This is a genomic window from Nostoc sp. MG11, assembly GCF_014904695.1.
In the GTDB taxonomy this organism is placed as follows: Bacteria; Cyanobacteriota; Cyanobacteriia; order Cyanobacteriales; family Nostocaceae; genus Komarekiella.
In genome coordinates, this window is the sequence record NZ_JACXXN010000020.1 from 91,891 (window position 1) to 106,280 (window position 14,390).

General features: G+C 39.3%; 14 protein-coding genes and 1 pseudogene. 8 read left to right on the forward strand and 7 right to left on the reverse strand.

Annotation, left to right across the window (positions count from 1 at the left end):
• Positions 1 to 148 precede the first annotated feature (148 nt).
• From HCR01_RS23735 to HCR01_RS23750, 4 genes are all read left to right on the forward strand, one after another.
• Positions 149 to 997, forward strand: a complete 849-nt coding sequence (locus HCR01_RS23735; RefSeq protein WP_193198548.1) for an alpha/beta fold hydrolase — start codon at positions 149 to 151, stop codon at positions 995 to 997.
• A gap of 117 nt (positions 998 to 1,114) precedes the next feature.
• Positions 1,115 to 1,264 carry a hypothetical protein gene (locus tag HCR01_RS23740; protein ID WP_193198549.1) on the forward strand — a complete coding sequence of 50 codons (150 nt, stop codon included), beginning with the start codon at positions 1,115 to 1,117 and terminating at the stop codon, positions 1,262 to 1,264.
• A gap of 27 nt (positions 1,265 to 1,291) precedes the next feature.
• The gene (gene hemJ / locus HCR01_RS23745; RefSeq protein WP_193198550.1) at positions 1,292 to 1,876 is read left to right on the forward strand and encodes a protoporphyrinogen oxidase HemJ; all 585 of its coding nucleotides are present in this window, start codon (positions 1,292 to 1,294) and stop codon (positions 1,874 to 1,876) included.
• 192 nt (positions 1,877 to 2,068) lie between these two features.
• Positions 2,069 to 2,929, forward strand: a complete 861-nt coding sequence (locus HCR01_RS23750) for a DUF6671 family protein (protein ID WP_193198551.1) — start codon at positions 2,069 to 2,071, stop codon at positions 2,927 to 2,929.
• 606 nt (positions 2,930 to 3,535) lie between these two features.
• Here HCR01_RS23750 and HCR01_RS23755 read toward each other — a convergent pair.
• From HCR01_RS23755 to HCR01_RS23785, 7 genes are all read right to left on the reverse strand, one after another.
• On the reverse strand, positions 3,536 to 4,270 hold the full coding sequence (locus HCR01_RS23755) for an amino acid ABC transporter ATP-binding protein (protein ID WP_193198552.1): 735 nt from the start codon (positions 4,268 to 4,270) through the stop codon (positions 3,536 to 3,538).
• Positions 4,263 to 5,744 (reverse strand): ABC transporter permease subunit, encoded by a 1,482-nt coding sequence (locus tag HCR01_RS23760; protein WP_193198553.1) that lies wholly within the window; start codon positions 5,742 to 5,744, stop codon positions 4,263 to 4,265. The genes HCR01_RS23755 and HCR01_RS23760 overlap by 8 nt, the downstream gene beginning before the upstream one ends.
• A 200-nt stretch (positions 5,745 to 5,944) precedes the next feature.
• Positions 5,945 to 6,595 (reverse strand): hypothetical protein, encoded by a 651-nt coding sequence (locus HCR01_RS23765; protein ID WP_320073165.1) that lies wholly within the window; start codon positions 6,593 to 6,595, stop codon positions 5,945 to 5,947.
• Positions 6,596 to 7,050: 455 nt separating this feature from the next.
• Positions 7,051 to 7,452 carry a thiol-disulfide oxidoreductase DCC family protein gene (locus HCR01_RS23770; protein WP_193198555.1) on the reverse strand — a complete coding sequence of 134 codons (402 nt, stop codon included), beginning with the start codon at positions 7,450 to 7,452 and terminating at the stop codon, positions 7,051 to 7,053.
• Positions 7,453 to 7,650: 198 nt separating this feature from the next.
• Positions 7,651 to 10,038, reverse strand: coding sequence for a tetratricopeptide repeat protein (locus HCR01_RS23775; RefSeq protein ID WP_193198556.1), 2,388 nt, complete (start codon positions 10,036 to 10,038; stop codon positions 7,651 to 7,653).
• 122 nt (positions 10,039 to 10,160) lie between these two features.
• Positions 10,161 to 10,583, reverse strand: a complete 423-nt coding sequence (locus HCR01_RS23780) for a type II toxin-antitoxin system VapC family toxin (protein ID WP_193198557.1) — start codon at positions 10,581 to 10,583, stop codon at positions 10,161 to 10,163.
• Positions 10,570 to 10,833, reverse strand: a complete 264-nt coding sequence (locus HCR01_RS23785; protein WP_193198558.1) for a hypothetical protein — start codon at positions 10,831 to 10,833, stop codon at positions 10,570 to 10,572. The genes HCR01_RS23780 and HCR01_RS23785 overlap by 14 nt, the downstream gene beginning before the upstream one ends.
• Positions 10,834 to 11,090: 257 nt before the next feature.
• On the opposite strand from HCR01_RS23785, the gene HCR01_RS23790 reads away from it, so the two are divergent.
• From HCR01_RS23790 to HCR01_RS23805, 4 genes and pseudogenes are all read left to right on the forward strand, one after another.
• Positions 11,091 to 11,930 carry an HNH endonuclease signature motif containing protein gene (locus HCR01_RS23790; RefSeq protein WP_193198559.1) on the forward strand — a complete coding sequence of 280 codons (840 nt, stop codon included), beginning with the start codon at positions 11,091 to 11,093 and terminating at the stop codon, positions 11,928 to 11,930.
• 210 nt (positions 11,931 to 12,140) lie between these two features.
• A complete protein-coding gene (locus tag HCR01_RS23795) occupies positions 12,141 to 13,094 on the forward strand; it encodes a ferritin-like domain-containing protein (RefSeq protein WP_193198560.1) in 954 nt (317 codons plus the stop codon).
• A 104-nt stretch (positions 13,095 to 13,198) separates the two neighbouring features.
• Positions 13,199 to 13,966: an isoprenyl transferase gene (locus tag HCR01_RS23800; RefSeq protein WP_193198561.1), complete on the forward strand. Its 768-nt coding sequence runs from the start codon at positions 13,199 to 13,201 to the stop codon at positions 13,964 to 13,966.
• A gap of 195 nt (positions 13,967 to 14,161) precedes the next feature.
• Positions 14,162 to 14,390: pseudogene (locus tag HCR01_RS23805) on the forward strand (photosystem II q(b) protein); the annotation flags it as partial.

Here is a 14,390-nt window from a genome sequence, read left to right on the forward strand (position 1 = left end):
GGAAAAGCGTAAAGGGATGATTTTTACCTTTCCCCTTTACCTTTCCCCAATGCCCAATCCCTTTTATAAAAAATACCTTTTTATCTTTGTGCCTTTATTTATATTTAAGGCGCGAAAATTTTGCATTCCAAATTCATAGGAAAATAGCGTGTCAATAACAGAACATAAAATCAATGTAGATTCACTAGAATGGTTTTATCGGGAATCTTCACCAATTGGTAGAACTGACTTGTTACCTGTGTTGTTGCTGCATGGCATCGTATCACAAAGTTACAGTTGGCGTCAGATTATACCTGCTTTAGCCAGCCAGGGTACAAGAGCGATCGCTCCAGATTGGATTGGTTATGGCTTTTCTGCAAAACCAGAAAAACGAGATTTTGCTTACACTCCCGATGCTTTTATTAAGGCTTTAGAAGGATTTATCAAAGCGTTAGAAATTGAACGTTTTTCTCTAGTTGTGCAAGGATTTTTAGGTTCTGTAGGACTACAATATGCCTTGCGTCACCCTGAACAAATTGCTAACTTAGCTATTTTAAATACACCAATTTCAACTGCTGCCAAATTGCCCTGGAAAATTAAACAAATGGGTTTACCTTTAGTTGGTGAAGTGATGACCCAAGACCCCCTATTAGTTGACCGAACGCTAGAAGGTGGTAGCCGTTACCGAATAGAAGATCAGGATTTAGATGTTTATCGCAAACCATTTTTGAAAACTTCTGCTTCTGGGCGAAGTCTATTAGGAACTATTCGCAATTTGCAACTCGAACCAGCAATGACAGAAATCGAATCTGGCTTTAAAGAATGGCAGCAACCAGTTCTTATTCAATGGGGTATGATTGACCCTTGGTTGCCTGTAGACATAGCACAAAATTTTGTCAATTCTGTACCGAATACCGAATTAATCAAACTTAATAACGTCGGGCATTATCCTCAAGAACACTACCACGAGGTGATTCTGCAAGACCTTTTACCCTTTGTACGTCGTAAAGATTCCTAATGAGAATAGAAATCTGGCAAAAATCGATATTATAAAAATGAAACCACAGTCTTGGAAAATTCTGAGCGTTGAAAACTGACACTTAGACTTTTCAATGATAAACACAGATAAACATCGATGATTTATCTGTGTTTATTAGTGTACCCTGCGGGAAGCCCTTCGGGTGACGCTCCTAACGTCGCTAACGCTACGCTAACAGCAGTCGCCTGCGGAGGGTTTCCCTCCCGCAGCGCTGCTTCACCACTTCGTGTCTACATCTGTGATTAAAAAAATAAGTTAGAGGTTTTGCTAGTAATGGCTTATTCCTGGTATAAAGCATTTCATATTGTCGGATTTGTAGTTTGGTTTGCCGGTTTGTTCTACCTGGTACGTCTTTTCATCTATCACGTTGAAGCTAATCAAGAACCTGAACCAGCACGCACGATACTGAAGAATCAGTATCAAATTATGGAAAAACGCCTCTACAGTATCATTACGACTCCAGGAATGTTTTTGACGATAGCAATGGCAATCGGTTTATTAAGCACTGAACCAGATGTTTTAAAAGAAGGTTGGTTGCATATTAAACTACTATTTGTTGCCATTTTAATTGGCTATCATCATTACTGTGCTCGTCTCATAAAGCAGTTAGCAGCAGATGAGTGTCGCTGGAGTGGTCAGCAGTTACGTGCTTTAAATGAAGCACCTACAGTCATGTTAGTAGTGATTGTATTGCTGGCTGTATTTAAGAACAATCTACCTACCGATATCACCGCCTGGGGCATTTTCGGTTTGATTATTTTTATGGCGGTTACTATTCAACTTTACGCCAAAAAACGCAAGCGAGATAAAGAGAAGCTGATGACACAAATACCACAAGTTCCTCAAGAACAAAGTTAAACAAAATTGCCTGAGATACTTTTAATTAAAGAATGTTAAAAAATATATTTTATATCTCAGGCTTAGACAGATCAAATAAACATTTGGATAAATCTCATCCACTTTTAATTAAACTCTTCCTCCGCGCCTCTGCGTGAGAAAAAAATACTTATACGAATGTTTGCTTACAATAGCAAAGAAAGTAAACCCACGATGCAAAACCAGTTATTTAGTAATCGAGTGGGCATACTAGCTACAATGCACCAAAAAGAGAGAGTAATTGCTCCACTCTTAGAACAGGAATTAGGAATTAAAGTTATAGTACCGCAAGATTTTAATACTGATATTTTTGGAACATTTACTAGAGAGGTGAAACGTTCAGGCACTCAAATTGCAGCAGCAAGATTAAAAGCTGAAAAAGCATTGGATATTACAGGAGAAACTCTAGCGATCGCAAGCGAAGGTAGTTTTGTACCTCATCCCAGCTTACCTTTTATTTACTCTAACAGAGAAATTGTCATTTTGTTAGATAAAGAGAATAATTTAGAAATTATTGGTGAGGAATTTTCCTTAGAAACTAATTTTAATTATCAAGTGGTAGATAATCTTGAAAATGCAGAAGATTTTGCTAGAAAAATTGGTTTCCCCGAACATGGAATAGTCATCATGTTTGAGTTATCAGCCAAAAATGATATTAAGATTATCAAAGGTATTACTACAAAAGAAAAACTTTTAGAAACTGTTAATTTTGCTCTGAATAATTCACTAGATGGGAAAGTGCATATAGAAACAGATATGCGGGCACTTTATAATCCCACACGGATGAAAAATATAGATAAAGCCACCCATGACTTGATAATCAAGGTTAATAGCCATTGTCCAAATTGTTCTACACCTGGTTTTGTAATAACTAAAAGCATTAAAGGCTTACCCTGTGCGATTTGTTATATGCCTACTCCTTTAACTCGTGCGGTAATTTATCAATGTAAAAAATGTAGTTTTAGTCAAGAAAAATTATTTATTGATGGTCAAGAGTTTGCAGACCCGTCTCAATGTACTTACTGTAATCCCTAGGCTTTAAAGTGAGCGCTAAGATTTAGATAAAACCCCCCCTTGTTAGGTAAAAACATGGGGGGATCTAAAGTTAAAGTCCGGTAGGGTAATCGGGCTATCTAAGTATTTAATATTTATGCCTTCTTTCTTTGCTCCTCCTGAAGACAGATAAAAATTTCATTGAAATTATGCGTTGGTATCTTTTGAAAAAAATCCCCCTTTGCTAGATAGTAAAGGGGGATGTAGGGTTAAAGTTTTTCAGGTGATCGGAATATATATTTTTATTATTTATGATGTTTATATTCATTCCTCCATTAGATAGAGAAACATATTATCAAAATACTCAAGTGTGTATCTTTTATTACGGAAGGTGAATATTATCCAAAAGTCAACAAGCGATTTAAAATTATTAAAGCGATCGCGTGTTAAAATATCACATTTCGTCTGCTTAAAAACAGAGTTTATAAATTAATAAAAAAGCTCTCTTGAGGTTGACTAGCAAGAGAGCAGCAATATGGTTATGGTGTGAGGAGCAAACTGAATATTTGCTTTCGTTTATAACCTAACAAGTGAATGTGACATGTGGGTAACAATTAGATGAATATTATGCGATCGCTTTATGCTGAGTTAGAGCATTTTTTCTAAGAACTGCTTGGCGCGATCGCACTTAGGACTTTGAAAAAACTCGCTGGGTGTGGTATCTTCTGCTAAACTTCCTTGGTCAAGGAACATAATCCGGCTAGCAACTTCTCTAGCAAAGCCCATTTCGTGGGTAACGATTGCCATTGTGATTCCGGTTAGTGCCAAAGCTTTCATCACTTCCAGCACATCTTTAACCATTTCTGGATCTAAAGCAGAGGTGGGTTCATCAAACAATATCATCTCTGGTTCCATTGCCAACGCACGAGCGATCGCAACCCGTTGTTTCTGTCCACCGGATAATTTGGATGGGTAGACATCCGCTTTTGGCTGCAAACCTACCTTACCGAGCAATTCTAAACCCTTCTGTTGCGCTTGCTGCTTATTAACACCTTTTACCTTGATGGGTGCGTAAGTGACATTTTGCAATACTGTCAGATGGGGAAACAAATTAAAGTGTTGAAACACCATCACCAAACGCTGGCGAATCTTGCCGATATTTATTTTAGGATTAGTAATTTCTTGTTCGTGAAAGTAGACTCGTCCTCTGGTGGGGTATTCTAGCAAGTTCATGCATCGCAGAAAGGTAGACTTACCCGAACCGGAAGGGCCTAATATGGCAACTACTTCTCCCTGATAAATCTCCGTAGAAATATCTTTGAGTACATCAAGTTTGCCAAAAGATTTACACAAGAATTCTGTGCGAATTACGGCATTACTCACTTTGCCTTAACCTCCTTTCTAAAGCGGATGCGCCAAACGTCAATCCCATCACTAGAACGTAGTAAATCAAACCAGCAAACAGCAAGGGTTCAAAATAAATATACTTATTTGCCCCCACAATTTGGGCACTGCGTAAGATTTCCACCACACCAATTGTTGACACCAGCGCGGAATCTTTCAAAAGTCCGATAGTTTCATTCACCAACGCAGGCAGAATGTTTTTCAATGCTTGAGGTAAAATCACGTCCCACATCATCAACCAATAGGGTACACCCATAGACAGCGCCGCCTCACTCTGTCCTTTATCTACCGCCTGAATCCCACCCCGAATGGTTTCCGACATATATGCGCCTGAGTTGAGGGTAAAAGTTAGCACCCCTGCCTCTAATGCTGAAATGTCATAACCTGTAAGCTGGGGTGTGGCGTAGTAAACCAAAGCCAACTGTAACAGTAGAGGTGTGCCTCGAAATACAGAGGTGTAAGCGTTAGCAAGCCAGGTAAGCGGCTTAATACCAGTAATTTTTAATAGCGATAGTACTGTCCCCCAAATTAACCCCAAAGATACAGATAATAGCGTGAACAACAAAGTTAAAGGAATTCCCCGAAGAATAAAGGGAATATCTGGAAGGATTCTGCTGAAATCTAGATTTAGTCCACCTTTATTTGAGGATGGGGTATCGACGGCAACATTCTGCGAAAACCACTTGGTTGCAAGTTTTGCCAATTCACCTTTATCCTTCATTTGTTGAAGGACTTTGTTAAACGGTTCAACCAGAGAGGAATCTTTAGGAAAAGCGATCGCCGAGCCGCTAGCTTCCTCTGAAGGAATAACGTTAAACTCTAAATCTGGGTTGGCTTGGGCAAATCCTTTAGCAACGGTATCTTCAACAATTGCTGCATCAATTCGCCCAGATTTGATTTCCTGAACTACTTCCGGCACTTTGTTGAGTTGTTTTAGCTGAATACCTGCAACTTTTTGGGCAATTTTCTGAGCATTTTGCTCTTGGATAGTCCCTAGTTGTACACCAACCTTTTTTCCTGATAAATCCTTTGGCTGCTTCAGGTTGCTATTTTTAGGAGCGACAATTGTATCTTTTGCTTCGTAATAAATAATTGAGAAATCAACATTTTTCTGACGTTCTGGCGTCGGAGTCATCCCAGCCATGACAAAATCAGCCCGATTTGCTTGAAGTGCGGGAATTAAACCATTAAAATCGGACTCCATTACCTTGAGTTTGAACCCTAATTCTTTGGCAAGAGTATTAGCAATATCAATATCAAAGCCAACAATTTGGCGATCGCCTCCCTTAGTATCATAAAACTCATAAGGGGGATAATCTGGCGAGGTAATCAACGTCAGCGTATCTTTGCCAACAGATGAGACTGCTTGTAAGGGATTGCTATGACTTGTGATGCTGATTACTAGCATCACTGCAAACAACATCGTCAATAGCCATGCTTTTGTGTACTTCATAGGCTTGCTGATTATATAGATGCACCTTTATCAGGGGATCATATAACTGTAACTTTTAAGTCACAAAAGCCTTCAGAAATTAAAAAACTGCCTCAAAGCATAAACACGAGTGCTAGTGGCAGAAAACGCATACAGCACGATGTTGATAATTTTTAAGGCAGCGATCGCTTGCTTGAAGAAATGCTTACAATAACTTAACTTTAAGTAAATTCTGAACTTCTATTAACGATCAAATACTGGACTTGCTCGTAACAACAATCAACAAAGTAGCTAAACCAAGTAACTATTCCTAAAAATTTTGAGCCTTCTTCGATTGTGGAATGTAAAAACATTTTTTCTGGAGTAGCAACATCAACAAAAACTGATATGGTAAAGAACAAAAGTGATAGTAGTAAAATTGGATAATTAGTCTTTTTAAATAACGATTTAAATTTCCATAAATAAATGGAGATTGCAATAGCATACATAGTAAAGAAAATTAGTTCAAAAAAGTTTTTAATAGGGCTAGGATTTGTGAAATTTCTCAAATCGATAAAAGGATGATAATAATATTCATGAATTTGAAATAAATCATCTAAAAGAATAACCAGTGTGATGCAAGCCGAAAATAGTAAAAATTTTGCCCATTTTCGGGATTTTAATCCGCCTTTTTTTTGTAAAAGAAAGGAACTAAATATAGAAGTTGCTACTGATGCACACCAAAATAATATACCAAGCATAGAAATCATGCCTGTGTAAGGAGGTAATTTCGCAATTTCATTAGGATCTACAACTAATACATAGAATGGAATGCCCTGAATCTTAACTATAATTTGTGTTGCTATGAGAAAAATTGTTGTTGGCAAAACCACTCTCACAATGATTGAAGGTAGCTTTTTAAATAATCGAGAGTTGAACGAATTTGATTGCATGTCCATTTTTTAGTCATTCCTTGAATAAAAATTCACGCTCTTAAAAAACAGAGCTGTATATAAATTTGTGATTTTTACCTGTAATGAATTCCGACATCACAAGCACAAGTGCTGTGGCAGATGAAGTATGCATCTGATAAGCGCTTTAGAACCATATACATCTACTTTGCCAAAGTGCCTAATCTATATGGGTATTAAAGTTAAATAAAGATTAAGCTTTAGCTAAGAACATTTTAAACTAAAAAGTCACTGAAGTTTTTTTTACTTACAGCATTTTTAAAATAAAAAACTCCACCCACTTGTGGATGGAGTTTCTGGACATGGGGGATAGGGCATAGGACATTAGCCTACGCTTAGCACTCAATACTCAGCACTTAATACTCAGCACTACTTACCTACTTACAGTTACCATCTACACAGTATGCTGATTGATAGGTACTGGGACGTTTGCCAAAAATTGTGTAACGATTATCGCGGATTTGTTCGTAGAAGCGATCGCCTACCCACTTAACCCCAGGTAAAGCTCGATAAGCATCTACAAATATACTTCCTAACGGCAATAACCGACCAATTTCTTCAGCGGCGTCACTACCTTGCCAACGTCTTTGAGGCGTATTGCCATCAATTAAGATCATGCCTTGTTCGCAATCTTGGGCTGTGATTCCCCACCGGGAAAGTGTCTCTTCCTCTTGCATAGGGGCGTAGTGAAACAGCTTTCCTTGGTCTAAGGTTTCTAACAATTGTACTAAAGTAACGCAGAGATTACAATTTCCGTCGTAGATCACGTAGTAATTCATTTTTCCTGTTGTATCACTGCATCTAGTGTAATTATTTTAAATGTAATCTGCTGTGCGGTGTAACTAGAATAGTTATCTAATTTTCTAGTTTGATCAATTTCTGTTTATTGACCAAATAATTATTAATTCGTAATGGTCTACGCCCCACTGCGCTAATATAATTCGTAGTTTAAGAGTGACAGAGCTAGCACTAAATTTTCAATGAGCGTGGTTAGAATCACAGGTAGTTATTGAAATCTTTTCCACTTGTTTAGGAGCTTTCATCTCAGCAAATAGCTGAATTGCTTGGTTAAAGTTTACTTGACTTTCATCAGGCTTTACCATCTGGTAATAAGTTAAACCTAATTGAAAGTAAGCTTCAGCTAAGTCACACTTAGCCCCTATTTTATCCAAAAGTTCAATTGCTTCCAGATGATTAGTAAGGGCTAACTTAAAATTAGCTTGTTGCCTATGGATTTCTGCCAAGCCATTAAGTGTTTTTGCTTTTACCTGCATGTAATGACTCTCCTCAGCAAAAGTCAAAGCTTTGCAGAACATTTCATTTGCCTTGGCGAAATCTCCTAAATTTACGTATGTTTGACCTAAAATCTGAATAAAATAGGCAAATCTTCCGGTTTGTTCTACTTTTTCATTCGTGATGGCATCATAAGCCACATCTGCCAGTGAGTAGGAAGCATCACACAAACCTAAATAGGAATTTACCAAAGCTAAACACACCGAAGCTTTTTCTGCCCAGCGATGATGATCAGTATTTTGAGCTAGGTAAATGACTTGTTGAAATAACTTTGCAGATGCCTCTAATTCCCACAAATCGATTTTGTAAAGACCAATGCTCAATAGAGAATCTACTTCTAGCATTCTGAGATAGTAGACTGTATGTTTGTTTTCTGGCTGAGGTACGAGTGATTTGAGTGCTTGCGTTGCCAGCGTAATAGTTTTTTCCTGACAGGCGATCGCCTGGTTAATTTTACCAATTATCCAATATAAATCACCTAAAATATTGTACAATTCAATCAAATATTGTTCGTCTTGAATATTGCTGATAATTTGATTAATAGCAGTTAGTATAGGCTGAATTAAACCCATACGATATAGCGTACTTCCAAGAGTTAAAAACTGTCGCCATTGATTATTTCTACTTTTGAGAATGACTTTACCTGCTAACTCAAATTGCTTAATTTCTACATAGTGATAATAGGCTTCTAGAGCTTGCAAAGCATCCTGAAATATTTCAATTTTTTGAACGCTAGTTGTCCAAAACTCTGCGGCTTTGTGGTTGGTGATTTCCCACTCATCGCTATTACGTAAGCGAGCGATCGCCTCGGCTCCAATCACTGGATGCAGCCAATATTCGCCTTTATGGCACTCTACCAAAGAACGATTTTTCAAAGAGGTAATGATTTGGTAATGCTCAGAAGATGGGACATCCCACAGTAAACAGAACAGCCCTTGAGATGGAATAGTGGGTACATCTTGGTAACGATAACATCCCAATCGGCAAAGCAAGCGATATGCTTGCAAGTCGAGGGCTTGCAGACGGTTAATTTGACTAACCACTAAATTCTTTAAGTCGGTTGCTGCTAGTGGATCAGCATTATTTTCTCGCCAATAGGCAGCCATATCACCCTCAAAATCCTCCTGAATCGAACCGCAGAGAATGCCCATTGCTTTAGCATTGCCTCCATAGGTGCGATGCATGGTTTGTATAGTTGGCTGGTCGATGGATATTCCACGGTTGTTAAAAAACTGTTGCCATGCAATTTGATTCAAGCCAGGAAGCCGATAGTGTTCAACATTTACCGCCGATTCACACAGGCGATCGCGACTTGTAATCAGAGTCACAGACTGCACCCTCGCATCTGCCAAAACCCGCAATAATTCTACGTAGCTGCGATGAGCAGAAATCAAGCGCCCTTGATGATCCAGCGCTGGTTCCAGATTGTCAATTAACACCCCAATGCGCCGGGTATGGAGTTGGCGCTTTAGTCGTCCTAGCGTTACCCCAAATTCTACTCCAGGTTCTTCGTGAAAGTCCTGTTTTAGCCATTCTTCTACTACACGTTCCGCAGATGTAATATTTTGCGTTTCCTTCGCCATCAGTAATTCTAAAACCAACTCAAATCCCTGCTGGAGATATTGCTGAGCTAAGGTAGTTTTGCCTAAACCTCCCTCACCTTGAATGACAATCACCTTAGATCCCTGATTTACCAAAGTATTGAGGTGAGCGATCGCTTCTGTCCGTCCAATAAAATTGGCATTTTCTGGTGTTGGGGAGGGGTGCTGAGGCGATCGCGAGTAATCAAGTAGACTGGAAATAACACTTGTTTTCCTTAAACACCGCTCTAAAGCGCTTCGGCAATTACTTTTAGTAATTTTCTCCCGCAGTGCTGTGGAAAGCAACTTCCACAACTGTGAGCCAACATCCTTAGCATGTCCTTCTGTACAACCGTAAGAATTGGCGATATCTAAGTATTTTCTACCCAACCAAACTTGCTGAAGAATAACTTTTTGCAAATCGCTCAACCGTTCCCCGGTCTGAGCAGGAATTATGGTGTCTAACCATGCTAATGCTGCTTCAGCGTCCATTGCGTAACGACAAGGGTAGTTTATTTCAAATTTTAGAGTCAACTATAGTTACTCTACAGTTCCCGTTCCAAATTTTCGGATAATTTTCTGTAAATCCGACTTTTTTCCCGACTTTTCAAACTTCATTGAAAATTCATCAGCAAGTTATCAAAAAGATGGTTATTATTCCAACGATAGGTGCTAAAGTCTCGTTGATCAACTGTCAGAATCCGTCCATGTCTAAGATATTCTGCTAGAACAACCAGAGAAGCATCTGCCATATCCATTGGCAAATCTGCATATTTTTCCATAAGTTCAACCATGCGGACAACATGACGACTTCGTAAGTCGAATACCTCGAATGCTTCCTCAGCAACCTCTCTAAGAAAACTACATTGAGCATTGTTACCACCACCTCTAGCAAGAAGGTAACAAGTTTCAGTAATAACTGGGTAAGTAGTAATTAGTGGTTCGTTTAAAGCATTTAAAACCTGTGTTGCTAATTGATGCTTTTGATCATTTTGATTACCAAGGGCTACAAAAAAGCCAGTATCAGCGATGATCATATTTTTCTGGCAACATGGAGCGCAGAATACTTTGAGAATTAGCAGCCAAATCAGGTTCTCCTTTGAAACAGCCAATAAATTTACTTTGCTTAAGCTTAGCTAAAGGATCTGTTTTCTGTAGCTGAAGTTGTTGATAGCGCAGGTCAATCGAAGACTTAATTATCTCTAGTGTATCTTGATCAGTCTCTTGTTGAATGTATGCAAGCTTTTGAGCATATTCTTCATCTAGCTGGATATCAAAATTCTTCATCGCTACTACCTTAGACTGTTTACCTAGAGTATATCATCCGCGTCGAATCGCCTATAATTGGTGAACCTTTCTGGATGCCAGAAATTTGTTTGACAATTGGGCGATGTTTAACGAAAGCAACTTTCCGTCTACACAATACTAATTTGGCTATTTTTTGAAATATTATTAAAATTGTGTGCCATGGTTAATTATAAGTAATTTCTGTATTCAAAAAAACTAATTATTATTTTTGTAAAATTTATTAAAGTTATACAATTATGGAAACCTATTGCTGGAGAAAACAAGTCAAAGAATGGCTATTTAAACAGAGAAATATTAAATATGATTTAGAAGAAGACTTTATTCGTTTCTTTGAGTGTGCTTTTATTAATATATATGCTCCAGAGCAAGCATGGTTTGGCATTCATAAAGAAGTTATTAGCCTTGTTATAGGTGGAATTTTTTTGGCAGCCATTCATAGAAGAGAGGGTATATGGCTGTTAGTAGCTCACTACCCACCAGAAGTAGAGGGATTAGACTATCGACCTGTCAAATCAACTTTAAAAAAGTGTGAAGCTCCACTCGTTTGGGCACATGCCCATTCTTTCGACATAGTTTCAATAATTATTGAGAATAGTGATATGTGGAAATCTTACGCTGAAACTTCAAAAAAGATATTGAACTATGGAATTTCTAGCCCTCGTGATTCAATTCAGAAAAGTAGAATTAAAAAGAGGTTGAGTGATTTCTGGATTTATAATCTTAGCAAAGAGATTGAAGGATATTTACAAGAATTAGAAGAGAAGGTTAGACATTCTCAAAAACTTAGTAAGCTGGAAAGAACTGAACGACTAAAAAAAGCTAATAAAACATCTGAAACTATTCAAATTACTCAAATAGTATTCAAAAGAAATCCTGATGTTATTGCTGAAGTTTTAGATAGAGCAAGTGGAATCTGTGAAGCCTGTAGAACTCCAGCGCCTTTTATTCGCGCTTCCGACGGTACGCCTTACTTGGAGGTTCATCATAAAAAGCCCTTAGCACAAGGTGGGGACGATACGGTGGATAATGCTATTGCTGTATGTCCTAATTGCCATAGAAAAGCACACTATGGTTAACTTTTAGATTGCGTGCGATAAATTTGTTTTTGAGTGCGATTACCTTTACTATGGGGCAATTTCCGCTAACGTAACCAACCAAGCAAATCTAACTTTTTCCCCGACTCTTTCAACTAAATCACATCAAACTGCCGACTTCAGCCGACTGACAAAAGAAAATGCGATCGCTTAGGCTATTGGACACAGAGGTAAAAATTAATGTAAAAAAATATGCTTAATACCCTTAGCCCACTTGCCAAAGATTTAGCAGGTCAAAGCTATCCCCATCCTCACTACTTTCAAACACAGCACCGCATTCTTTCCGTCATAGATAGTTATCTTGCAGTCGAAAAGCTACAAGAACGCTTGCAAGATTTACCAATACAGTTTGACAATCCCCAACCCCGTCCTTGGAAACTGATTAACTGGCAAGCAATTAACCGCAATCAAATTATCGGCATAGACGCAGAGATATTTTTGACTATCTTGATAGGTGCGATGGATACCGAAGCCCCCATCCGAGGTTATACCCAAACCAGTCGGCAGTATTTGGAAAAATTGCATCCTCAAATGGCCCGCTTTGTTGGCGGAACAATCGATGAAGATGACGAACTACTAGAGCTAGGTTTATGGGAAAAGGAGGAGCGTCAGCATACACCTGCATTAATCAAGGTCTACAACCAATTAACAGGTGAGAAGATTATCCCCAAACTTCGCACTGTTAGAGGCTATCTGCCTTCTGATGACCCCAACGAAGACTTATATCGCCACGGCTTACATCGCGTTGCTACTGAATACGGTGCTACATGTCTCTATCTGTGGCTGATGGCTCACACCACTGGCGCACTCCAGGATGTTCTAGAGGAACTAGTTCAAGACGAAATCAACCATCTGACAAAATTCTGGGGATTTGGGGTTTGGGCTTTCCCTGATACCTCCCTGATGCGAATTGGACGCACGTTAATCAAAACGCGATCGCACAACTATCAACGCAACAACCTGCTGCGTACCCTACGCCGCATGATGAACACACTCAACTGGACTTCCTGGACTTTGAGCAATAAGACAACTCTCATGTTTACCTTCATCTACGCAATGCGTCGTCTGTGGGTTTGGAACAACAGCCTGACACCAGAATATTTGCAAGACCTGTTTGGAATTAGTAGTTTGTCAAGCCTAATTTGACAGGTTGGTAGTTTGCGCTTTAGCGCTAAAGCGCAAACTACGAACAATCCTTACCCTCAGTTATTTCTTGACAGACCACTAGCATTAGTAACAGCAAAAGACAAATGACAAACAACAAAGGACAAATCTCACAATTACCAGCTGACTTAAATCCCCAAAAGTTACCCCAACATATAGCTGTGATCATGGATGGTAATGGTCGATGGGCAACCAGTCGAGGGCTACCGCGTATTGCCGGACATCGCCAAGGGGCAAAGACGCTCAAAGAACTGTTACGATGCTGCAAGGATTGGGGAATCAGCGCCTTAACAGCCTACGCCTTCTCTACTGAGAATTGGCGGCGACCAACCGAAGAAGTTGACTTTCTGATGCTTCTGTTTGAACGACTGCTGCGCCGCGAGTTAGCTCAAATGCATCGGGAAGGAGTGCGAATCTCGTTTATTGGAGATTTATCAATTTTACCTAAGTCTTTACAAGCAGAAATAGAACGTTCTAGTGCAGAGACACTGAACAATCAGGCAATTCACTTTACTGTTGCAGTTAACTACGGTAGCCGCAACGAAATTATGAGAGCCTGCCGTCAGGTAGCGGAACTGGTGCAACAAGGAGAACTCACTGCTGAAGGGGTAAACGAGAATCTTATGGAAAAGTTCCTTTACACAGCAGACACCCCAGAACCAGATCTGTTGATTCGTACTAGTGGGGAGATGCGGTTGAGCAATTTTCTGCTGTGGCAAATGGCGTATACAGAGATGTACTTTACCGATATTCTTTGGCCAGATTTTGATAGAGAGGCATTTCATCAAGCTCTGTTGAGTTACCAAGGACGTGATCGCCGTTTCGGCCAAGTTAAAGCTTCATTGTCAGCTTAAGTCTAGTTTGACTGAATCTTGCAACGTGGACGAACCTGCAAAGCGATCGCAATCCCATTCATAAGTAAACCTAATACATGCTATCAGCTTTACAAACCTTAAAAGCTTGATTAACTTTTGTAAAGTAGTGTAAATTACTATCACAGGTAAAAACAAAGCCTAAATTCATACAAAAACAAACGCACTTATAAAACCATGACAGCAACCTTACAACAGCGCTCCAGCGCCAACGTATGGGACAAATTCTGTGAGTGGGTCACCAGCACCAACAACCGTTTATATATCGGTTGGTTCGGCGTTCTCATGATCCCCACCCTACTAGCAGCCACCACCTGCTTCATCATCGCCTTCATCGCCGCTCCCCCCGTAGACATCGACGGCATCCGCGAACCAGTAGCAGGTTCATTAATCTACGGAAACAACA